The sequence below is a fragment of the Vibrio viridaestus genome, from assembly GCF_003856525.1.
GTDB lineage: Bacteria > Pseudomonadota > Gammaproteobacteria > Enterobacterales > Vibrionaceae > Vibrio > Vibrio viridaestus.
Genome location: NZ_RJVQ01000014.1, coordinates 57,670 through 79,651 on the forward strand (window position 1 = coordinate 57,670; position 21,982 = coordinate 79,651).

Here is a 21,982-nt window from a genome sequence, read left to right on the forward strand (position 1 = left end):
GGGCTTTTTTTGTTTTTCAAAAAGGCGGAGCATACCTATGGACGATACGTTACTCCCTAATGTGGTGTCATTTTTAAAGTTAATCGAACCGTTTCATCTGCTTTCGGAAGACATTCTCGATGCGATAGCAGCAGAGTGTGACATTCTTTATTTAGCCAATGGCGACTGCTTACAGACCAACAGAGATGAAAAACATTACTTATATCTAGTCCGGAGCGGGGCCGTAGAGCAAAGACTGATGGATGGGACTCTTCGTTCACGCCAGGGAGCCAATGACATCTTTGGTTTTAGTTTGGGGAGTCCTGAGGGGGATGCTTATCAGGTCAATGCGATCGAAAACACTCTTCTCTACCGTCTGGATTATATTGCGGTACTTCGTTGTGTGGCTGATTTTCCTCTTGTGGCAGAGCAACTTGCGCTTAGTGCGAGTCAGCGTTTGAACTCCAGCGTAACCGTTAAGTACTCTCAAAGAGAAAAGGGCGTTTTCTTTCAAAATATTGGTAACATCGCCAGCCATAATATTGCGATTGCTACAGCGAATATGACCATTCGTGAGGTGGCGTTTCTTATGCGCCATGAAAAAGCATGTTCCTGTTGCGTTATCGTCGATGGAGATGAGCTACTCGGAATGGTGACCGATAAAGACATGACCAAGCGCGTTGTGGCATTGGGAGTTGATACTTCATTACCGATTACAACAGTGATGACAAACAATCCTCATACTGTTCACGATGACGAGTTGGTTCTCGCAGCAATGCAGTTGATGATGCAATATAAAATTCAAAATATCCCAGTATTGGATAACCACGATCGCGTTGTAGGGCTGATTACACCACAGCAGCTTATTCATAAACACAGTATTCAGGCGGTTTTCTTGATTGAAAAGGTGAGTCATGCCGTGAATATTGATGCTCTAGCTGATTTAGTCCTTGAGCGACAGGCAATATTTGAAGCAATGGCGGAAAGCGACATACCTGCACAAATTATTGGTCAGGTTATGAGTATGATTTACGATGCATTTACTAAGAGGCTAATTGCGTTAGCCGAGCTTGTGTTTGGTACTCCACCCTGCTCTTATTTATGGATGGCTGCGGGTTCTCATGCGCGAAATGAGATTCATCTTGGCTCGGATCAGGATAATGCGTTAGTGCTCGCAGATGATGCTACAGAAAGCGATAAAGCCTATTTCCATCATTTTGCTATGTATGTCTGTAAAGGGTTGGATCGCTGTGGGTACAGCTTATGCAGTGGTCGATTTATGGCTGCTGTACCTCGGTGGTGCCAGAGCCTTAACGTCTGGCAGCAATATTATCGAAAATGGGCTATGAATCCTGAGTATGAAATGTTGCTAAATCTGACGGTTTTTCTTGATATTCGACCTGTGTATGGCGATGAAGCGCTTTTTCAGCAGTTAGACGCATTTCGACTCAAGCAGGTTACTGGTAATCGTGGATTAATGGTTGCTCTGGTTAGGAATACTCTGCGCGTGCGACCGCCTTTGGGCATTTTCAATAATGTCGTGCTGTCTAAAAATGGGAATAATGAGCGCATCCTAAACATTAAGAAGGCTGCAATTGGGAGTTTAGTCGATTTAGCCAGGATATATACGTTGTTCAATGGCGGTCATACATTAAACACAGAGGATCGAATTCGTTTTGCCAGAGAAAACGATGCCATCAATGAGCATTCGGCGATGGACTTACTCGGCACCTACCGCTTTCTGAATCAGCTCCGATATGGACATCACCTTAACTGTCTGCGCAGTGGTAGAGAGGTATCTAACGAACTGGATCCTAATGATATTAGCAGTTTCGACCGCCAGCATCTCAAAGATGCATTTCGTATTATTAGTGGCTTTCAAGATGCAATCAAAATGAAGTTTGGTGTTTAGCATGGCTTGGTTTCAATCTCCAACCCAAAAATGGCTTAATCAACGTAAGCTGTATCCACATGAGTCATTACCTGACTATCTTAAGCCTATGGCACTCAAGCCTGAGTTAGATCTGGATACGGATATTTGGCAGTTGGATATCTTGGCGCTGGATTTTGAGACAACTGGCTTTTCAGCACAACAAGATCGAATCTTAAGTATGGGGTGGGTCGTGATAGAAACTGGTGTTATTAAGCTGGAAACTGCACGTCACCTACTCATCAATCCTGATGGGCATTCACCCGTTTCCGAAAGTATAAAAATTCATCAGTTACTTCCTCAGGAGCTGTCTCAGAACGGAATTTCTGAAGATGACGCTTTTGCTCGCTTGTGCCACATCATGCAAAATAAACTGCTATTGGTCCACGGAACGGTTATCGAAGAGCAATTTTTCAATCACTACATTCAGCAGCATTATCAAATCCCTCCGCTACCTATATTGTGGCTGGATACGCTTCATATTGAAAAGGCCCGCTACCAACTATTAAAGCGTTCTTTGTCTGAGCATGATTGGCGCTTAAGCTCGACCCGAGAAAGGTACGGATTACCGACGTATACAGCTCACAATGCACTCGTCGATGCGATTGCAACCGCGGAGCTGTTTTTAGCGCAGATGAAGATTGTGTTTGGCAAGGATCCGTCTTGTTTTGGTAAGGTATACGATTTGGTTTCTTAAAAATGAAAGGCAATGCTGAACACATTGCCTTTACTCGATATTTTGCGTTAGGAAAGGAAAAACTGATACGCAGGGTTGTTGGTTTCGTCTTTGTAGCTATAGCCAAGCTCGACTAAGTGAGCGGAGAAACGAGACAAATCATCATCATTCAATTCAAAACCACATAGTACTCGACCGTAGTCTGCACCGTGGTTACGGTAATTGAAGAGACTGATATTCCAATGGGTTCCTAGTGTGCTGAGGAATTTCAGCAGAGCACCTGGATATTCAGGAAATTCAAAAGCATACAAACGTTCTTTGAGTTTCTTCGATGGTTTACCACCAATCATATAACGAATGTGCTGTTTCGCCATTTCGTCACCTGAGAGGTCGACTACCGGATAGCCTGCTTTACGCAGGTCCTGAATGATCTGATTAAGCTCTTCCTTGCCACCCATCAACCGTAGACCAACGAAAATATTGGCCAACTCATCGCTGTTGTAACGGTAATTGAACTCGGTTACCGCACGACCACCAACGATCTGACAGAATTCGAAGAATGCACCTTTACGTTCTGGGATAGTGACAGCCAATAAGCCTTCACGCTTTTCACCCAGCTCGCATCGTTCAGATACATAGCGCAAACCATGGAAGTTCGTATTTGCACCAGACAGCACGGTACCCAGTTGTTTGCCTTTAAGTTCATTCACCTGAGCAAACTTTTTCAGACCAGCTAAGGCTAATGCACCTGAAGGTTCAGCAATGGCGCGGGTATCCTCAAAAATATCTTTTACTGCGGCACAGATTTCGTCGCTGGAGACACAAATGTGGCCATCAATATACTGCTGGCAAAGACGGAATGTTTCATCACCAATCCGTTTTACGGCAACACCATCTGCAAACATACTGACTTGGTCGAGAACAACAGGTTCACCAGCATCGAGAGCCGCTTTCAGGCAGCAAGAGTCTTCTGGTTCTACCGCGATGACCTGAACTTCAGGCATCAGTTGTTTCACCAGTACAGCGACACCAGCAGCGAGACCGCCACCGCCGACAGGAAGAAATATGTAATCCAGATGACCATTTTGCTGTAGCATTTCCATGCCAATCGTCCCCTGACCTGCAATGACTAGAGGATGATCGAATGGGGGAACGAAGGTGTAGTTGTATTCTTTCGCAAGTCGCTCTGCTTCTGCTTTTGCTTCATCGAAGTTGGAACCATACAGAACCACTTCGCCGCCAAAACCACGTACAGCATCGACTTTGATTGCTGGGGTTGTTTTCGGCATTACAATCGTTGTTTTAATACCTAAACGTGTACCAGACAGAGCCATACCCTGAGCATGGTTACCAGCTGATGCTGCTATCACACCTGCTTTTTTCTGGTCTTCCGTCAAAGATGAAACCATATTGTAAGCCCCTCTTAGTTTAAAAGAGTGGACTGGCTGGCGATCTTCGCGCTTCAATTGAACTCGGTTACCAATGCGTTCTGACAGCGTTGGCATATCTTGTAGTGGAGTGACGTTAGCCACTTCATAGACGGGAGCTCGTAAGACCTGGCGCAGGTAATCTGCGCCGGTTTTGATTTGTTCAGTCATAAGCTAGCCCTCTAGCTTAGATTTATCTCTTACTGCGCCTTTGTCAGCACTGGTTGCCATGCTGGCATACGCTTTCAGAGCGAATGACACTTCACGTTGGCGATTAGCTGGTTTCCAGCCTAATTCGTCTTGTTTTGCGCGACGCTGAGCGAGTTCTTCGTCGGACACATCAAGAGTGATGCTGCGTCCTGGGATATCAATAGTGATGATATCATTGTCTTTAACCAGACCAATCGCACCACCATTTGCGGCTTCAGGAGACGCGTGGCCGATAGATAGACCGGATGTACCACCAGAGAAGCGACCATCGGTTAATAGAGCACACTCTTTACCAATGCCCATCGATTTTAGATACGTTGTAGGGTAGAGCATCTCTTGCATACCCGGACCACCTTTTGGTCCTTCATAACGAATAATCACGACATGGCCAGCTTTTACTTTGCCGCCGAGAATACCGTCGACGGCATCTTCCTGACTTTCAAAGACAATTGCGGGTCCTTGGAATTTAAGAATGCTTGCATCAACGCCAGCGGTTTTAACGATACATCCGTCCAGTGCGATATTACCAGTTAGAACAGCAAGTCCCCCGTCCTGACTATAAGCGTTTTCTTTAGTACGGATACAGCCTTCTTTACGGTCGTCATCTAATGTGTCCCAGCGACAGTCTTGAGAGAAGGCCTGAGTAGTACGGATACCTGCAGGACCTGCGCGGTAGAAATCTTTGATTTCTTGAGAGTCAGTGAGTGTGACATCGTATTGCGCTAGCTGCTCATCCATAGACAGACCCAGCACAGTGCGAGTCTCATTATGAATTAAGCCTGCACGGTTTAGTTCACCAAGAATCCCCATTACGCCACCGGCACGGTGCACGTCTTCCATGTGGTATTTCTGAGTGGATGGTGCCACTTTACATAGGTGAGGAACACGACGAGACATGCGGTCGATATCTTCCATCGTAAAATCAACTTCGCCTTCTTGTGCCGCAGCAAGAAGGTGTAAAACCGTATTGGTTGAGCCACCCATAGCGATATCAAGTGCCATCGCGTTTTCGAAGGCATCTTTAGTCGCTATGTTGCGAGGTAGAGCGGTTGCATCATCTTGCTCATAGTAGCGTTTTGTTAATTCAACAATACGTTTACCTGCGTTAACGAATAAGGTTTTACGATCGGCGTGAGTTGCTAGTAAAGAACCGTTACCTGGTTGAGATAGACCTAAAGCTTCTGTTAGACAGTTCATTGAGTTAGCGGTAAACATACCTGAACATGAACCACATGTTGGACATGCTGAACGTTCCACTTGCTCACTTTGTTCATCAGAAACTTTTGGATCCGCACCCTGAATCATAGCATCAACCAAGTCTAGCTTGATGATTTGGTCAGAAAGCTTGGTTTTACCTGCTTCCATTGGGCCACCAGAAACAAAAATGACAGGGATATTCAGACGCATAGACGCCATCAGCATTCCCGGAGTAATTTTGTCACAGTTGGAAATACATACCATTGCATCTGCACAGTGGGCATTAACCATGTATTCAACTGAGTCCGCGATAAGCTCACGTGATGGAAGCGAGTAAAGCATACCGCCGTGGCCCATGGCGATACCATCATCTACTGCGATGGTATTGAATTCTTTTGCGATACCACCTGCCGCTTCAATTTCTTGTGCGACAAGCTGGCCGAGGTCTTTAAGGTGCACGTGACCAGGAACAAACTGTGTGAATGAGTTCACTACGGCGATGATTGGCTTACCAAAGTCATCATCTTTTACGCCGGTTGCACGCCACAATGCGCGTGCACCAGCCATGTTGCGTCCATGGGTTGTCGTTGCCGAACGATATTTAGGCATTCTTTTAAATCCTTATCCTTAAGCGCAAATTTTTTGCTGCAAATTATTGTTGGGTAATTCATTACTATTGATTTTGGTTACATCAACAGTCTGAACATCCCATAATTTTTCAATCTGATTAATTAATGTCGAGATAGGTCTGTCACTATCTACGATAATTTCGACACTCGCGATTTTGCTGGCATGATTTTGGGTCGCCGCAACTTGTTTGATTACGAATCCGCGGTGTCTCACAACACGAAGTACTCGTTCTAGGAGAACGGGCTTGTCGTCAGCTTTGATGTCGAGAAGATATCTATCCATTACTGTTTCTCCTAGGTGTTTTCCAACATGTCATTATTTGACGCGCCTGGTGGTACGAGAGGCCATACATTTTCTTCTTCATCGATAACGACGTGAAGCATATAGGCAGTTTTACTTTCTAGCATCTCTTTTAGTGCAGGTTCCACCTCAGCTTTCGTTGTGATGGTTTTTCCTGGAATACCAAAGGCCTGTGCCAGCATCACAAAGTCGGGGTTATCATCCAGAATGGTCTCACTATGGCGGCCATCAAAGAACAACGATTGCCATTGACGTACCATGCCCAGTCTTTGGTTGTTTAATAGCACCATTTTAACCGGGATTTGGCGACGTTTTAGTGTGCCAAGTTCTTGAACATTCATCATGAACGAGCCATCACCAGAGATCAGAATTGACTGATCATCTGGGCGGGCAACTGCTGCCCCCATCGCTGCAGGTAAACCGAATCCCATCGTGCCCAGACCTGCTGATGAAATAAAATTCTGTGGATCTCTTGGCTGTATATGTTGCGCAGCCCACATTTGGTGTTGACCCACATCTGTCGATACTACTGAGCTGTCAGGCATCATATCTGAGAGTTGTTTTAGCAGTAATGGAGCGTAGATAGGTTGACCCGGGTGATCATAACGCCATTTAAATCCATCTCTCAAGCTTTCACTGTGGTGATTCCATGGTGAAATATCATGATTCATCTCTAACTGAGGAAGAATAACATTCACGTCGCCACGCAGTGCCGCATTTGCTCGACGTAATTTATTAAATTCAGCCGCATCGATATCGATATGAATTATTTTTGCGTGTGGCGCAAACGTATCCAGCTTTCCTGTTACTCGGTCATCAAAGCGAGCACCTACAGCGATCAGAAGATCGCTTTCCTGAACAACCAAGTTTGCCGCTTTGGTACCGTGCATTCCAAGCATGCCAAGATAGTACGGATTATGTCGATCAATTGTGCCAAGCCCTTTCAGGGTACTAACCGAAGGCATTGGGTTTAGACGCAGAAATTCACGTACAGTATCCGTTGCATGAGCCAGTTGAACACCACCACCAACGTATAAAACAGGGCGTTTAGCGGCACTCAACATTTGCTGAGCTTTTTCAAGTTCTTGCGAGTTGACGGTTGGAATAGCTGGTGGAGTAAATGATGGTAGATTGGTAACAGGAGCTTGGGCAAGTTGTACATCTTTAGCGATATCAACGATAACCGGACCTGGGCGACCTGTTTTTGCCACTTCAAATGCTTCGGCAAGTGTGGGTGCTAATTCGTTAATATCGGTAACGAGGTAACTGTGTTTGGTACAGGAGAGTGACATACCGATAACGTCCATTTCCTGAAATGCATCGGTACCGATCAGTGGGCTGGCAACCTGCCCTGTTATCGCGACTAGTGGAACTGAATCAAGGAAAGCATCTGCAAGACCTGTGACTAAGTTTGTCGCACCTGGACCTGATGTTGCCATACAGACCGCGACATCCTGAGTCGCTCTAGCCATACCAATCGCCGCCATAGCAGCACCTTGTTCGTGACGACATAAAATATGCTCTACACCGCCGTCATAAAGGGCATCGTAGATAGGCATGATAGCGCCACCAGGATAACCAAAAATTGTTTTGATACCTTGTTGCTTCAGCGCTGCTACGACGAGCTGTGCTCCATTCATCGTAACCCTCCCGTGCAGCGATACATCGTGCTGCGATTATATTGTGTTGCGTTGTGTTTGCACATTATGTGCTACTCCCATTCTTCCTGCTTTTAACTCTTTCAGAGTGGTTAGCGCTTTTATAGTCTGTATTTTGTATTACTGTAAAAAAAACCCCCGGACTTTTCAGTGCGGGGGTTTTTAGAATCTTTTGTTTATTTTTCGTCCATTAGCCCCCGCGCGGAATCAATAATGACCACGACGATAATCAGGCTAATCAGAGATAGGACGTTTTTAATCATAATACGAAAATTGTGTTATATGTGATGAAATATTCTCCGTCCCTAGTGGTATCACATATATCTGTTAGATGACAAGTAAAAACTCATTCTTTTTTCATATTATTGCATTCCAACAAGCCGTTATATCTGTATACCTAACGAATAACTCACATTTATATCGCATGTGAATGCTTTGTAATCAATAACAAAGGTCAAAGATGAGTTTAGCTATAGTCCATAGTCGGGCGACGGTTGGGGTGGAAGCACCGGAAGTGACTGTCGAGGTATACATCAGTCGGGGAATGCCGGGATTTAATCTAGTTGGGTTACCCGAAACAACGGTAAAGGAATCAAGAGATCGGGTGAGAAGTGCGATTATTCACTCTGGCTTTGAATTCCCGTCAAAACGTATCACGGTCAACTTAGCTCCCGCTGATTTGCCTAAAGAAGGCGGGCGTTTTGATTTACCGATTGCTCTGGGCATATTAGCAGCCTCAGAACAACTTCCGGAAGATAAGCTGTCAGAGTATGAGTTTCTCGGTGAGTTGGCATTGTCAGGAGAACTACGCCCCGTAAAAGGTGTCATCCCTGCTGCGTTGGCGGCAAGTAAGTTATCGCGATGTCTTATTGTGCCGAAGGAGAATGGCGATCAGTCAGCATTAGTAGGGCCGGAGCAGCACAAATCCGCTGAATCTCTGATTCAGGTGTGTCGAGCCCTATTTGGAGAATATACACTTGGACTTCATCGTGAACCTCCTGTCGCTGAGTCTGATGTTAACCCTGAGCGAGATCTTCAGGATATTATCGGGCAGCAGCAAGGAAAAAGAGCGTTAGAAATTGCCGCTGCTGGTGGACACAATGTTCTATTTCTTGGACCTCCAGGAACAGGAAAAACCATGTTGGCTTCAAGAATGTGCGACCTATTACCGGATATGAGTGACGATGAAGCGATGGAAACAGCTGCTGTTGCGTCGCTCGTTCAACAAGATATCAATCAGAAAAATTGGAAAAATAGACCGTTCAGAGCACCTCATCATTCAAGTTCTATGGCGGCACTTGTTGGTGGAGGGTCAATCCCGAGGCCTGGTGAGATCTCACTGGCGCACAATGGCTTATTGTTTCTTGATGAAATGCCCGAATTTGAGAGAAAAGTCCTCGATTCCCTACGTGAACCGCTTGAGTCAGGCGAAATCATTATTTCTAGAGCTCAGGGTAAGACCCGTTTCCCCGCGCGATTTCAACTAGTTGGTGCCTTGAATCCTAGTCCTACCGGATATTATGAAGGGGAGCAGTCAAGAACCAATCCACAGATGATTCTACGTTATTTAGGACGGCTATCAGGACCATTGTTGGACCGATTCGATATGTCGATAGAAATTCCAGCCTTACCCAAGGGCACGCTATCTCAGGGAGGGGAGCGTGGAGAAACCACGGCGCAAGTGAAAGCGAGAGTGCTTTCCGCTCGAGAACGGATGCTGCAACGCAGTAAGAAAATTAATGCGTTACTGGGAAGCCGAGAAATAGAAACTTATTGTCCCCTTGTTCCAGAAGATGCAGAGTTTCTCGAAAATGCCTTACATACTCTGGGTTTGTCTATTCGCGCGTATCACCGGATTATCAAAGTCGCTCGCACGATTGCTGATCTGGCGAGTGAGGAACACATATCCCGACGTCATTTAGCGGAAGCTCTTGGCTATCGAGCAATGGATCGTTTATTAAGGGAAATCACAAACCAGATGATTTAGATAAACTAATGAGATAACTGGTTATGTTATATCCTCATGTTATTTGTATAATGCAGCCCAGTTTTGGTTGCTTGGAATATTGCTACTTTCGTTATGCTCGGTTATCTACTTTTTCCTTTCAATATTGTGTTGGTGCTATTGAATACGGCACTCTGTTCTTTACTGATATGTTTGTGTGCCATCGTTAAAGTACTGCTACCCGTTAAAGGTTTGCGCGATTTCGCTACTCGTGGTGCCAATTACTTTATGTGGGTATGGGCAACCATTAACTTAGGCATTCTGACTTTGACTAATCGAGTACAGTGGGATATTCGAGGTGGCGAGGGTTTAAACCGGCGGGGATGGTATCTGATGATCAGTAACCATCTTAGTTGGACTGATATCGTTGTGCTTTGTTGTGTATTTAAAAATCGTGTGCCGATGCCAAAGTTTTTCCTTAAGCAACAGCTTTTGTATGTTCCTTTTGTTGGAATGGGATGTTGGGCGTTAGATATGCCGTTCATGCGACGTTACTCGCGAGAGTATCTTATCCGTCATCCAGAGAAGCGAGGTCAGGACTTGGCTACCACCAGACGTTCCTGTGCAAAATTCAAAGACCATCCTACGACGGTAGTGAATTACGTTGAAGGCACAAGATTTACAGTAGAAAAGCGAAAGAAAGGACGTTCTTCGTATCAGTATCTTTTATCACCGAAATCGGGTGGAATTGCGTATACGCTAGCGGCTATGGGAGAGCAATTCGATAGTATTATCGATGTAACACTTGCCTATCCGGACAATGCAGAAAAACCATTTCGTGATTTGCTGATGGGACGTATGCGACGAATCGTCGTTAATATTCGCGAGATCCCGGTCAACGAGCAGGTGACAGGCGATTACTTCAACGACAAACCTTATAAGCGCCAGTTTCAAAAGTGGCTGGGAGATGTTTGGCAGGAGAAAGATGACTTTCTGGCAACTATCTATAAAAAGAGTGAATAAAAAAGGAGCCTTAAGCTCCTTTTTTATATTAGGAATTACTTAGTCAGTAAGTAATCAATGAGTTCAAAGTAGTCATCGATAGTTTTGACATTCTGTGGCGTCGCAAGATATTTATTATTGACGACAACGGATGGCACACCTGTTAGACCACTGTCTTCAAAGTCTTTACTAAAACGACGAGCCATGGAATCTACAGCGAAACTGTTGAAAGCATCATCAAATGCTTTCGCGTCCACTCCGTGAGCGACAAAGATTTGTTTTAATTCTTCGTCATTTTTAGGGGCAGCACGTTTAACATGAATTTGGTCGAACATAACCGGAATCATTTTATCTTCAATATTGAGTGATACCATAGTTGCATATGCCTTGGCCATTTCTTCACCCATATTGCCGCCCATAAACGACACGTGACTTTTGGTGAACTCAGCTTTGCCTGCGAGATGTTCCTTTAGCTGTTTTGCGATGCCTTCAAACTGGTAGCAGTGCGGGCAGTAAAAAGAAAAGAACTCGTTAACGACTGGTTGCTCTGAATGAGGTCGATCCAGAACTTTGTAGTCTGAACCTTCTTTAAAATTGGCTGCATGAGCAGATAGGCTAACTAAGATTGTTGCAAAAATTGCCAACAGTTTTTTCATTATGAACTCCGTTTTGATATCCCTAACTATCAACAAGGCATTAGGGTTAGGGGTGGTTCGTTAAGAGCGGCTATTTGCTCTTTTATTGCCAGAACTTGTCCTTCCCAATACTTCGGATCATTGAACCATGGGAAAGCAATAGGAAACGCTGGATCGTTCCAGCGCTTCGCTAACCATGCCATATAGTGCACCATTCTCAGACCACGTAATGGCTCAATAAGTTTCAATTCTGAGTGATTAAAATCGCAAAACTCTTGGTAACCTTCAAGTAAAACATCCAATTGAGTGATCTTTTCATGGCGTTCTCCGCTTAGTAGCATCCAGAGATCTTGCACTGCAGGACCATTTCTGGAATCATCAAAATCGACAAATATAGGCTCATCACGCCACAGAATATTCCCTGGATGGCAGTCACCGTGAAGGCGTATAGTTTGATAGTCACTTGTCCAGTTTAGCTCGATTCGCTCGATCAGAAGGTTCAAATCGCTAAAGAAACTGCGCTCCAAATGCATAGGAATGAACGAAGAGTTTTCCAATGTTGCTTTCGAGTCGTAAAGATATTCCTGAAGCGCAATCGTTGGTCGATGAGAAAATGATTTACTCAGGCCTGCTTTATGAATACGACCAAGATATCGTCCAACCCATTCTAGGTGATCAAAATTATCCACTTCAAATTGACGTCCACCCATACTTGGGAACACCGCAAATAAGAAGTCACCATAGTGGTGAAGAGTACTGCCATTAATATTCAGTGGTGATACTACCGGGATTTCTTGCTCTGCCAATTCCTGCGTAAACTGGTGTTCCTCCAGTATCTGCTCTCGTGACCAACGATTTGGTCGATAGAACTTCGTAACAAAGCGGCGTCTATCTTCATCGGTAAATTGGTAGACTCGGTTCTCATAGCTATTTAGAGCTAAAAAACCTGATTCGGCTCTGATTCCGATACTCTCTAACGCATACCAAAGGAGATCGGGGGTCAGACTATCAAAGTGAAAATGAGACTGAGTCATAGTGATCCTTAACAGGAATAGTGGATTTAAGTGCTAAGAATCGACAGTATAACGGATTGAAGCAGAATGGTAATCCAGCCAGAACGAAATCTGGCTGAGACGATTAGTCTATGATGCCACGCGCTCTTAAAATAGCTGTTTTGAAGTCTTCCTCATAATCTTTTTTGATTCCGGGAATGACGGCGTCTTTGGCGCTATTGCGCATTTTAAGATGGTAGATGAGGATATCGTCGGTAAGTTCTTCTAATTGGCCTTGATAGCCAGCTTCATTAGCGAGCTTAATGATAAACTGGATTAAATTCAGTTCTGAATCTTTATGCCATTCCGGCTCGAGAAGGGCGAGTAACTCTTCTACACGATGACATTTCATTGGTTTTCTCCACACATTTATAATGGTTTCTTATAAAGCTACCAAAATGAGCGGCAAATACCAATGAGTTTCTTTCGGCAAGAATTGAAAAAGCGCAGTGTTTGAGACTGCGCTTTGTCGTTTATGCAGCTTCGGAAGTCTTATGTGAAATCGACGTAGAATTAACGTGTCTTTCAACTGGGCTTTCTGCTGCTGCAGTTTTTTTGTGTAACTTTTGTGTTGCAAAGCTGCAACGGCGGCGCGAAGCACTCCCGTGGGTGTGCGAACATCTTACTGCAGTCGGGTGCATTTACTCTCTATGTTTACCTAACGGTCGAACCAATCCCTTTCCTTATACATGACCTAGAATAACTATTGAGTTTAACTTCTATTGAAGCGCGCCTCGTATTGGCATATATGCCGTTCCGAATAATCATCCAGGGCTAGAGTATGGTTTCATACTCACAATGGTTAGAATACCATCAACATATATGAAAATCGATAGAGATCTGTTCAATCTTTGCGAGAATTTTTCGAATCTGACACTCTGGTAATTGAGTTTATCTCATAAACCTGTTTAGTATGAGATTAATCACTAAGGAGGCGTGTATGTCATTTATCAAAAAAACCCTCTCTACGTTTGGCATTGGCTCTGCAAAGGTAGACTCGGTTCTGCAGCAGGAAGTGCTTTATCCTGGAGAAAAGGCGAGTATTGTCGTACATGTTTACGGTGGTTCCACCATGCAAGATATTGATAATATTGAGATGCGGTTGTGTGCTCGTTATATTGGTGAGGAGCTTCCTCCTAATAAAGATCGCGATAATGGCTACAAGCGCCGTGTCCATAAAACACATACACTTGCCAGTTGGTCATTACCTTATGCGTTTAGGATTGAGCCGGGCGAAACAAGAGACTTTACAGTCGAATTCAATTTACCGTGGAACATGCCGATCACGGTTGGCGATACTAAAGTTTGGCTTGAGACCGGTTTGGATATTTCTCTGGCAATTGATCCTCGTGATACCGATATTCTTACCGTGAGACCCGATCCTCTTTTAGATGCGGTTTTCTCTGCATTCGAAGAGCAGGGATTACGTCTGCGTCAGGTAGAATGTGAAGAGGCGAAAGGTTTCTCGTTGCCGTTCGTTCAGGAATTCGAGTTTGTTCCTACGACTGGACCATTTCACGGTCGATGGAGAGAGCTAGAAATTATTGCGTGCCGGGAAGCGGATAAATTAAAACTCTGGTTTGAGGTGGATCGAGCTGCAAAAGGTGTTGGTGGAATGTTGGCTAACATGTTAGGCAAAGGAGAGTTGAAGCGGTATTTAGAAATTCCACTTTCTACACCAATTGGAGAAGTCGGAGATAAGGTGCTCAGTTACCTTGATGAGACGTCCTGAGGTTATTCGTCATGACTGACTTTTCTCAGTCAGTCATCGTCTTTCTTAGTACTAGCGTCGCCAGAATGCAGGGAAAAAGAGGACGATAATCGTCAATATTTCTAACCTGCCCATCAACATACCAAAACTTAATATCCATTTAGCCGCTGTTGGTAATGACTCAAAGTTCCCTGTAGGGCCGATGATATTACCCATTCCTGGTCCTACATTCGAAACCGCAGTAATGGCACCAGAAACGCTGGTCATCGGATCCAGCCCCATTGCACTCAGAGCGCCTGCAATGACAATGATGGTTAGGAAGAAAGTGATGCCAAATGCAACCACTGAACTAATAATGTCATCGGTGACAGGACGTTGGTTATAACGATGAACAAAGACCCCGTTGGGATGAATTAACTTCATTATTTGTTTGTTGAGTAGTGTGATTGCGATTTGGAAACGGAAGATTTTGATCCCACCAGCAGTGGAACCTGAACAAGCTCCGACCATCATTATAAAGGCAAAAATAACGCTAGGCAGTGCTCCCCAGGCAGTAAAGTCATCCAATCCAAAACCAGTGGTTGTGATAACGGAGATGATATTGAACATCGACACGCGCAGAGCATCTATTGTTGCGTAATCATTATGAAAATGCAGCCACGCAGCAATCACGCCACTGGCGATAATGAAAATAAAGAAGAATCCACGAACCTGAGCATCAAGATAAATTTCTCTCGCTCTCTTTTTACGAATCGCAGTAACGAAAAGGAGAAATGGCAGTCCGCCAAGGAACATAAATACGATCGCTACCCAATGTGCACCATTAGAGAAATGATTCATGGAACCGTCAGAGGTTGAATAACCGCCAGTAGAGAGTGTAGTAAACGAGTGGTTTATTGCTTCAAAAAAGGTCATGCCGGTCAGCATGTAGCCAATACAGCACAGCATGGTCAAAACAAAATAGACAGCCACGATGTTTTTCGCGACGGTTTTGGCTCTGGGACTACTTTTATCTGACCAATCAGAAGATTCAGTTTGGAACAGCTTCATACCACCAACATTAAGCATCGGTAGAATGGCTACCGCCATCACGATAAATCCCACCCCCCCGAGCCATTGTAAAATAGAACGCCACAGTAAAATGCTTGGCGCCATATTATCGAGACCACTCAATACCGTTGAGCCAGTAGTGGTAATACCTGACATGGTTTCAAAGTAGGCATCGGTGAAGGTGATATGATTGATAAAGACGAACGGCAAAGCGGCAAAAATACTGGCGATACTCCAGACTAAGCTGGTTATCAGAAACATGTCTCGTACGTTAAGTTTAAATTTAGCTGAGCGTCCCAGAGAGAGAAGAATGAATGACGCCAAATGAGTGATAATGACTGATTTGGCAAAATCGAGGAATCCGGGTGTGCCGCTAAAAAAAGACAGCAGAGTTGGCACATACATGAATAAGGCCAACTTTGATAATACGAGTCCGAGAACGAATAAGATAGGTTTGAGGTTTAACATAACAACTGAGGCGTCTACAAAAAGAATGGGCTCGGTTGAAAGAGTGCTTCAACGTCAGGGACATATTTTTTATTTACTAGGAACATAACAACGTGGTCATCCTGAGCAATAACGGTTTTATCATGCGCGATAAGCACTTCATCACCTCGGACAATAGCACCGATGGTCGTACCGGGAGGCAGTTTGAGTTCTCCAACGGAACGTCCAACCACTTTAGAGGTTGTTTCATCACCGTGAGCAATCGCTTCAATCGCCTCTGCAGCACCGCGCCGAAGAGAAGATACATTGACAATATCTGCGCGGCGTACGTGGGTCAGAAGCTCTGAGATTGTTGCTTGCTGTGGAGATATTGCCACATCAATAACACCGCCCTGAACCAGATCAACGTAGGCTCCTCGTTGGATGAGGACCATCACTTTTTTGGCACCGAGACGTTTCGCCAACATTGCTGACATGATGTTGGTTTCATCTTCGTTGGTTAAAGAGATAAACACATCGACCTGTTCGATGTTCTCTTCAGTCAGTAGCTCTTGGTCTGCTGCATCACCACAAAATACGATGGTATTTTCAAGTTCTTCTGAGAGTTGTTCAGCTCTTTGATAATTACGCTCGATGAGTTTAACACTATAAGAATGTTCTAGGCGTTTAGCTAAACTGGCTCCGATGTTACCTCCACCGACAATCATGATACGACGGTAAGGTTTTTCCAGTCTCTGTAATTCACTCATGACTGAACGGATATGATTACTCGCGGCAACGAAGAAAACTTCATCATCAGCTTCAATGATCGTTGTACCTTGAGGACGAATCGGTCTGCCCTGACGGAAAATAGCCGCGACTCGCGTATCAATGTGCGGCATATGTTCGCTTAGTGCTGATAACGCGTTTCCAACTAATGGTCCACCATAATAGGCTTTTACTGCCACAAGGCTGACTTTTTCATCAGCGAAGCTAACTACCTGTAATGCGCCCGGGTAGTGTATTAGGCGTTCAATGTAACTGGTAACCAGTTCTTCTGGCGCAATTAAGTGGTCAACTGGTATCGCGCCAGTCTGAAATAGCGCTTCTTTCTCGGCCAGATATTGAGGGGATCGAATTCGGGCAACGCGGTTCGGTGTATTGAATAAGGTATAGGCAACCTGACAAGCCGCCATATTTGTTTCATCCGTATTGGTGACGGCAACCAACATATCCGCATCTTGAGCACCGGCTTCACGTAACACATCGGGGTAGCTTGCATGACCTGTAACCACCCTAAGGTCGTACTTGTCCTGAAGCTCTCTTAAACGCTCGCTACTTTTATCGACTATCGTAATGTCGTTGTTCTCACCCACGAGATTTTCTGCAAGCGTACCGCCAACCTGACCTGCACCAAGAATGATGATTTTCATACCATTTTCTCTACATTGAACTCACAATTGCGTTTTCGATCTTACTCTTTCTATGCTTGCTTTTTTAAGACCGCGTAATAGAACCCATCCATATCATTTTCTCCTGGAAGAATTTGCCTTCCAGGAGATGATGGGTCTGAGTCTACCAATATAGCGTCTGGAGTATTAGCTAAAAATTGGAGAATCTGATCTTTATTTTCCTGTGGTGTGATGGAACAAGTAGCGTATACCAGCGTTCCGCCCGCTTTTAGTTGACACCACATTGCTTGAAGAATCTCTTTCTGCAGAACGGCTAACTGTTCAATATCTTCTGCTCGGCGTAGCCATTTAATATCTGGATGGCGTCGAATCACACCTGTTGCAGAACAGGGGGCGTCTAGAAGAATGCGATCAAATTTATCACCGTGCCACCATTGCTCCGGATAGCGCGCGTCGCCTTCAATCACCTCAGCCTTTAGATTCAGACGTTGTAGGTTATCATTCACGCGCTTCAAACGAGTAGCATCAAAGTCAATGGCAACAACACGAGCTTTGGGTTGTCGTTCTAAAATATGTGCCGTTTTGCCACCCGGTGCTGCGCAGCAGTCAAGAATCAAATCGCCTTCCTGAGGTGCCAGATACTCTACAGAAAGTTGCGCTGCTGCATCCTGTACAGAAACTTTGCCCTCGGTAAACCCGGGTAAAGCCTGCACATCACAGGGAGAGGCTAATTTTAAAGCGTTAGCTGTTTCAGCATTTAGATATGAGTCAACATTTTGCTCGCTTAACAATGCCTGATACTGAGAGGCACTGGTATGTTGATGATTCACCCTAAGCCACATCGGTGCTTTTTGATTATTCGCTTCAACAATATTTATCCATTGCTCTGGATAGGCACTCTTGAGTAATTTGAGTAGCCAGCTAGGATGGCCATATTTTCCTGCATCATGGCTAGTGGCTTGTTCAACTAACTGATCTTGGTTACGTTGAAAATTACGGAGTACCGCGTTAATAAGTCCACGCAGTTTCGGTCCTTTTAGTGCCTTAGTTGCCTCAACAGTTTCCCCAACCGCGGCATGATCAGGAATACGCATGAACAGTATTTGATAAAGGCCTACTAAAATAAGGTGGTGAAAAACTCGTTGTTTACCTTTTAAGGGTTTGTCCATTAGTTCATGCACGATGGACTCTAGTCGAGGAAGGTAACGAAGAACGCCGAAGCAAATTTCCTGAAGTAAAGCATGATCTCGTGGAGAAACATCCTTTTGAGCATCTGGTAGAGCTGAAGATAACGACAACCCTTTATCCACGACCTGAAAAATCACATTTGCAGCGGCTGCGCGAACATTCATGTTTGAACCTAAAACAGTATAAATAAGTAAACAAGGCCGAATTTGGCCTTGTAAGAAGTTGTATTATGAAAGTACTTTTCCGACAGAAAACCAATCAGCCCGGGCATTTAAAATGTCTTGTACAGACAGCGCTTTCTTTCCTGGTATTTGTAAGGTTTCTAGAACCAAAACACCTTGACCTGTTGCAACAGCAATACCCGATTTTTCGGCTCTGAGAACAGTACCTGGCTGTTTATCTGTGTCTTCAGGCGCAATATGAGCTTTCCATACCTTGACGTTATTGTCTTCAACCTGAAAATAACTCATAGGCCATGGGTTGAATGCTCTCACACAGCGTTCGATAAAGGCAGCATCTGAATTCCAGTCGATTTGAGCTTCCTGTTTGCTTAGCTTCTGTGCGTAATTTGCGTGAGCATCATCTTGTTTTACCGGGGAGATATTGCCACTCGCGATATCATCAAGACAGCGAATAAGAGCCTGAGGCCCGAGTTCCGCTAACTTCTGATACATTGAATCACTGGTGTCATCAGCCATTATTGGTGTTTTCGCTATACTTAGCATGTCTCCCGTATCTAAGCCGACATCCATCTGCATAATAGTGACACCAGTCTCTTTATCTCCAGCCCAAATTGAGCGCTGAATAGGAGCAGCACCGCGCCAGCGAGGCAAGATTGAACCGTGCACATTAATACAACCTAGTTTGGGTGTATCTAAAACGGCTTTAGGTAACAGCAATCCATACGCGACTACAACCATGATATCTGCATTTAGATCTTTCAAAGCTTGCTTCGCTTCATCAGATTTAAAATTCTCTGGTTGGAAGACAGGAAGGTTGTGCTCCAGTGCAATGTTCTTTACCGGACTCGCAGTCAGTTTTTTGCCTCGTCCTGCGGGACGATCTGGTTGAGTATAAACTGCAATGACTTCATGCTCCGAAGACAACAACGCCGCCAAGTGTCGGGCGGCGAAATCTGGAGTACCTGCGAAGACAATTCGTAATGATTGACTCAAGGTTTACCTCACTTTCTATTTACTTTTCTCGTTAAAGCGTTTTATTTTTTCGAGCTTATCTTTGATACGCTTGCGCTTTAATGGCGATAAATAGTCAACGAAGAGTTTTCCTTCAAGGTGATCAAGCTCGTGTTGAACGCAAATAGCCAGCAGGTCATCCGCTTCAAATGTGTACTCATTACCATCACGGTTAAGCGCCTTTACTGTTACTTCAGCAGCACGAGGTACTAACGCTCGAGCTCCAGGAACAGAAAGACAGCCTTCCTCAATACCATCTTCTCCACGCTTCTCTGTGATTTCTGGATTAATCAGAACCAAAGGTTGATTACGTGTATCAGAGATATCAATCACGACAATACGTTGGTGTATATCAACCTGCGTTGCCGCCAGGCCAATACCTTCTTCGTCGTACATAGTATCAATCATGTCATCAACGATTTTTTGAATTTCAGGAGTCACGGCTTCTACAGGTTTTGCTACTGTACGAAGGCGATCATCGGGGAAAGTTAATACTTCTAAAACAGCCATATACACTCAAGATGTTGAAATGTGTCGAAACAACAAAACAGTTATTGAGTCAATTCTAGACATTTTAGATCCTAAATGACAGCATTCTGAACCGATAAATAGTATTGATTCTTAATCGTGGCAGAAAAATGGGGGGCTTGAGTACGGCTTTATACTGATTTTTTATTTTATCTTTCTGTGGGTTACCACTTTCTTCTGTGTTGTGGAACCTCATTTTGTTGTTAATAACATTTCTGTTCACGAGTACCGAGTTATGGATGCTTCCACTTTATCTTTTTGGCTAACGTTATGCTCAACACCAAAGGTTGGTATCAAAACGATTACTCGGTTACTCCAGAATTATTCGTTGAAAGAACTACAGGAATTTAAGCTTAATGATTGGATTCAGCTTAAATTTTCAGCACAACAAGCAGCTAGGTTGAGTTCAGTTGATAATCTTTATGTCGATAAATGTTTACGTTGGCGAGAGCAAGCTTCTGACCATTCAGTCATTACCTATCTAGACGATGTCTATCCGCCATTATTAAAAGAAATATCTTCTCCTCCTCCGACATTATTTGTTCAAGGGCAAGTTACAACATTGCTCAAGCCACAAATTGCGATTGTCGGTAGCCGACACGCGACTCGTTATGGACAACAAAATGCTTTTGATTTTGCTCAGTCCTTGTGTCATAAGCAGTTTGTTGTTACAAGTGGACTCGCCATGGGGGTTGATGGCTATGCACACGATGGTGCATTAAAAGCAAATGGAGAAACGATTGCTGTACTCGGGTGTGGATTTGAACACCTTTATCCTAAATGCCATCGCCATTTGGCCGAACGTATTCGTCACCAAGGCGCTGTTGTTTCTGAATTCGCACCAGACGTGAAAGCGAGAAGCGAGTATTTCCCAAGGCGTAATCGTATCATCAGTGGACTGTCTTATGGTGTATTAGTGGTTGAAGCGGCGGAAAAAAGTGGCTCTCTTATCTCTGCTCGATATGCTCTCGAGCAAAACCGCGACGTGTTTGTCATACCGGGTCCCATCCATCAGCTAAACGCTCGGGGGAGCAATGAGTTGATTCGTTCTGGTGCCTGTCTAGTGCAAAATGCCGATCATATTATCGATGAAATAAAACATTTGCTTACTTGGCGAGATAATGTCGATAAAATGGAGAAAATAGCAACGAGCTCGCTAAATAATGGTCAAGAACAATTGCCATTTGCTCAACTGTTAGCTAACGTAGGAGAAGAGGCGACACCAGTTGATATTTTAGCAAGTCGGACCCATATACCAGTGGAAGAAGTCACAGTACAACTTCTGGAACTGGAATTAAAAGGGCTCGTTGTTGCTGTGTCTGGTGGCTATATTCGTAATGGGAGGGGCTAGCTATGATGATGGATATCCTAATGTATCTATTCGAAACTTACATCCATAGCGATGCTGAGTTACAAGTTGATCAAGATGAACTTGAAGATGAGCTGTTAAGAGCCGGCTTCCATCAAAAAGATATCTTTAAAGCACTCAATTGGCTTGAAGAGTTAGCGGCCTTACAAAAAGCGGATGCGCACTCCGCTTTAGAAACAAGTGCGACAACTGCGATGCGTATGTACACGCAAGATGAAATTTATCGTATTGATGTGGAATGTCGTGGTTTTCTCCTCTTTTTAGAGCAAATCAAAGTGTTAACCCCAGAAACGCGTGAAATGGTGATTGATCGAGTCATGGGTTTAGAAACCAATCAGTTTGAATTAGACGATCTAAAATGGATTATCTTGATGGTTCTATTCAACGTCCCTGGAAATGAGAGTGCTTACACTGTTATGGAAGAATGGTTGTACACTAAAGAGCAGGGTATTCTCCACTAATCT

General features: G+C 44.3%; 19 protein-coding genes. 7 read left to right on the forward strand and 12 right to left on the reverse strand.

The window, feature by feature from the left end; all coding sequences use genetic code 11:
* Positions 1 to 37 precede the first annotated feature (37 nt).
* Both EES38_RS20295 and EES38_RS20300 read left to right on the forward strand, forming a co-directional pair.
* Positions 38 to 1,891: a DUF294 nucleotidyltransferase-like domain-containing protein gene (locus EES38_RS20295; protein WP_124939051.1), complete on the forward strand. Its 1,854-nt coding sequence runs from the start codon at positions 38 to 40 to the stop codon at positions 1,889 to 1,891.
* A gap of 1 nt (position 1,892) precedes the next feature.
* Entirely contained in the window at positions 1,893 to 2,606 is a 714-nt protein-coding gene (locus tag EES38_RS20300) for a 3'-5' exonuclease (RefSeq protein WP_124939052.1), read from the forward strand.
* Between the two features lie 47 nt (positions 2,607 to 2,653).
* Here the strand turns inward: EES38_RS20300 and ilvA are convergent, their stop codons facing one another.
* From ilvA to ilvG, 4 genes are read right to left on the reverse strand one after another with little or no spacing between them, the layout of a single operon-like run.
* The gene (gene ilvA / locus EES38_RS20305; RefSeq protein ID WP_124939053.1) at positions 2,654 to 4,183 is read right to left on the reverse strand and encodes a threonine ammonia-lyase, biosynthetic; all 1,530 of its coding nucleotides are present in this window, start codon (positions 4,181 to 4,183) and stop codon (positions 2,654 to 2,656) included.
* A gap of 3 nt (positions 4,184 to 4,186) precedes the next feature.
* Positions 4,187 to 6,028, reverse strand: a complete 1,842-nt coding sequence (ilvD, locus tag EES38_RS20310) for a dihydroxy-acid dehydratase (protein ID WP_124939054.1) — start codon at positions 6,026 to 6,028, stop codon at positions 4,187 to 4,189.
* An 18-nt stretch (positions 6,029 to 6,046) separates the two neighbouring features.
* Complete coding sequence (gene ilvM / locus EES38_RS20315; protein WP_124939055.1) at positions 6,047 to 6,331, reverse strand: acetolactate synthase 2 small subunit; 285 nt, start codon at positions 6,329 to 6,331, stop codon at positions 6,047 to 6,049.
* An 11-nt stretch (positions 6,332 to 6,342) separates the two neighbouring features.
* Entirely contained in the window at positions 6,343 to 7,989 is a 1,647-nt protein-coding gene (gene ilvG / locus EES38_RS20320) for an acetolactate synthase 2 catalytic subunit (RefSeq protein WP_124939056.1), read from the reverse strand.
* Between the two features lie 478 nt (positions 7,990 to 8,467).
* Between ilvG and EES38_RS20325 the strand changes: the two genes are divergently transcribed.
* Both EES38_RS20325 and yihG read left to right on the forward strand, forming a co-directional pair.
* A complete protein-coding gene (locus EES38_RS20325) occupies positions 8,468 to 9,994 on the forward strand; it encodes a YifB family Mg chelatase-like AAA ATPase (protein ID WP_124939057.1) in 1,527 nt (508 codons plus the stop codon).
* Between the two features lie 93 nt (positions 9,995 to 10,087).
* Positions 10,088 to 10,975, forward strand: a complete 888-nt coding sequence (gene yihG / locus EES38_RS20330; RefSeq protein WP_124939080.1) for a 1-acylglycerol-3-phosphate O-acyltransferase, YihG family — start codon at positions 10,088 to 10,090, stop codon at positions 10,973 to 10,975.
* Positions 10,976 to 11,010: 35 nt separating this feature from the next.
* Here the strand turns inward: yihG and EES38_RS20335 are convergent, their stop codons facing one another.
* From EES38_RS20335 to EES38_RS20345, 3 genes are all read right to left on the reverse strand, one after another.
* The gene (locus EES38_RS20335; RefSeq protein WP_124939058.1) at positions 11,011 to 11,610 is read right to left on the reverse strand and encodes a thiol:disulfide interchange protein DsbA/DsbL; all 600 of its coding nucleotides are present in this window, start codon (positions 11,608 to 11,610) and stop codon (positions 11,011 to 11,013) included.
* A 29-nt stretch (positions 11,611 to 11,639) separates the two neighbouring features.
* Positions 11,640 to 12,623: a serine/threonine protein kinase gene (locus EES38_RS20340; protein WP_124939059.1), complete on the reverse strand. Its 984-nt coding sequence runs from the start codon at positions 12,621 to 12,623 to the stop codon at positions 11,640 to 11,642.
* A 103-nt stretch (positions 12,624 to 12,726) separates the two neighbouring features.
* Complete coding sequence (locus tag EES38_RS20345; RefSeq protein ID WP_124939060.1) at positions 12,727 to 12,993, reverse strand: YihD family protein; 267 nt, start codon at positions 12,991 to 12,993, stop codon at positions 12,727 to 12,729.
* 588 nt (positions 12,994 to 13,581) lie between these two features.
* Here EES38_RS20345 and EES38_RS20350 point away from each other — a divergent pair.
* Positions 13,582 to 14,373: a sporulation protein gene (locus tag EES38_RS20350; RefSeq protein ID WP_124939061.1), complete on the forward strand. Its 792-nt coding sequence runs from the start codon at positions 13,582 to 13,584 to the stop codon at positions 14,371 to 14,373.
* Positions 14,374 to 14,424: 51 nt separating this feature from the next.
* Here the strand turns inward: EES38_RS20350 and EES38_RS20355 are convergent, their stop codons facing one another.
* The 5 genes from EES38_RS20355 to def form a co-directional block, all read right to left on the reverse strand.
* Entirely contained in the window at positions 14,425 to 15,870 is a 1,446-nt protein-coding gene (locus EES38_RS20355) for a TrkH family potassium uptake protein (RefSeq protein ID WP_124939062.1), read from the reverse strand.
* Between the two features lie 14 nt (positions 15,871 to 15,884).
* Positions 15,885 to 17,261: a Trk system potassium transporter TrkA gene (trkA, locus tag EES38_RS20360; protein ID WP_124939063.1), complete on the reverse strand. Its 1,377-nt coding sequence runs from the start codon at positions 17,259 to 17,261 to the stop codon at positions 15,885 to 15,887.
* 50 nt (positions 17,262 to 17,311) lie between these two features.
* Positions 17,312 to 18,592 carry a 16S rRNA (cytosine(967)-C(5))-methyltransferase RsmB gene (gene rsmB / locus EES38_RS20365; RefSeq protein ID WP_124939064.1) on the reverse strand — a complete coding sequence of 427 codons (1,281 nt, stop codon included), beginning with the start codon at positions 18,590 to 18,592 and terminating at the stop codon, positions 17,312 to 17,314.
* Between the two features lie 63 nt (positions 18,593 to 18,655).
* On the reverse strand, positions 18,656 to 19,603 hold the full coding sequence (gene fmt / locus EES38_RS20370) for a methionyl-tRNA formyltransferase (protein ID WP_124939065.1): 948 nt from the start codon (positions 19,601 to 19,603) through the stop codon (positions 18,656 to 18,658).
* Between the two features lie 15 nt (positions 19,604 to 19,618).
* Positions 19,619 to 20,131 carry a peptide deformylase gene (def, locus tag EES38_RS20375; RefSeq protein ID WP_124939066.1) on the reverse strand — a complete coding sequence of 171 codons (513 nt, stop codon included), beginning with the start codon at positions 20,129 to 20,131 and terminating at the stop codon, positions 19,619 to 19,621.
* 253 nt (positions 20,132 to 20,384) lie between these two features.
* On the opposite strand from def, the gene dprA reads away from it, so the two are divergent.
* Positions 20,385 to 21,500 (forward strand): DNA-processing protein DprA, encoded by a 1,116-nt coding sequence (gene dprA, locus EES38_RS20380; RefSeq protein WP_124939067.1) that lies wholly within the window; start codon positions 20,385 to 20,387, stop codon positions 21,498 to 21,500.
* A gap of 2 nt (positions 21,501 to 21,502) precedes the next feature.
* Positions 21,503 to 21,979 (forward strand): DUF494 family protein, encoded by a 477-nt coding sequence (locus EES38_RS20385; RefSeq protein ID WP_124939068.1) that lies wholly within the window; start codon positions 21,503 to 21,505, stop codon positions 21,977 to 21,979.
* Positions 21,980 to 21,982 lie beyond the last annotated feature (3 nt).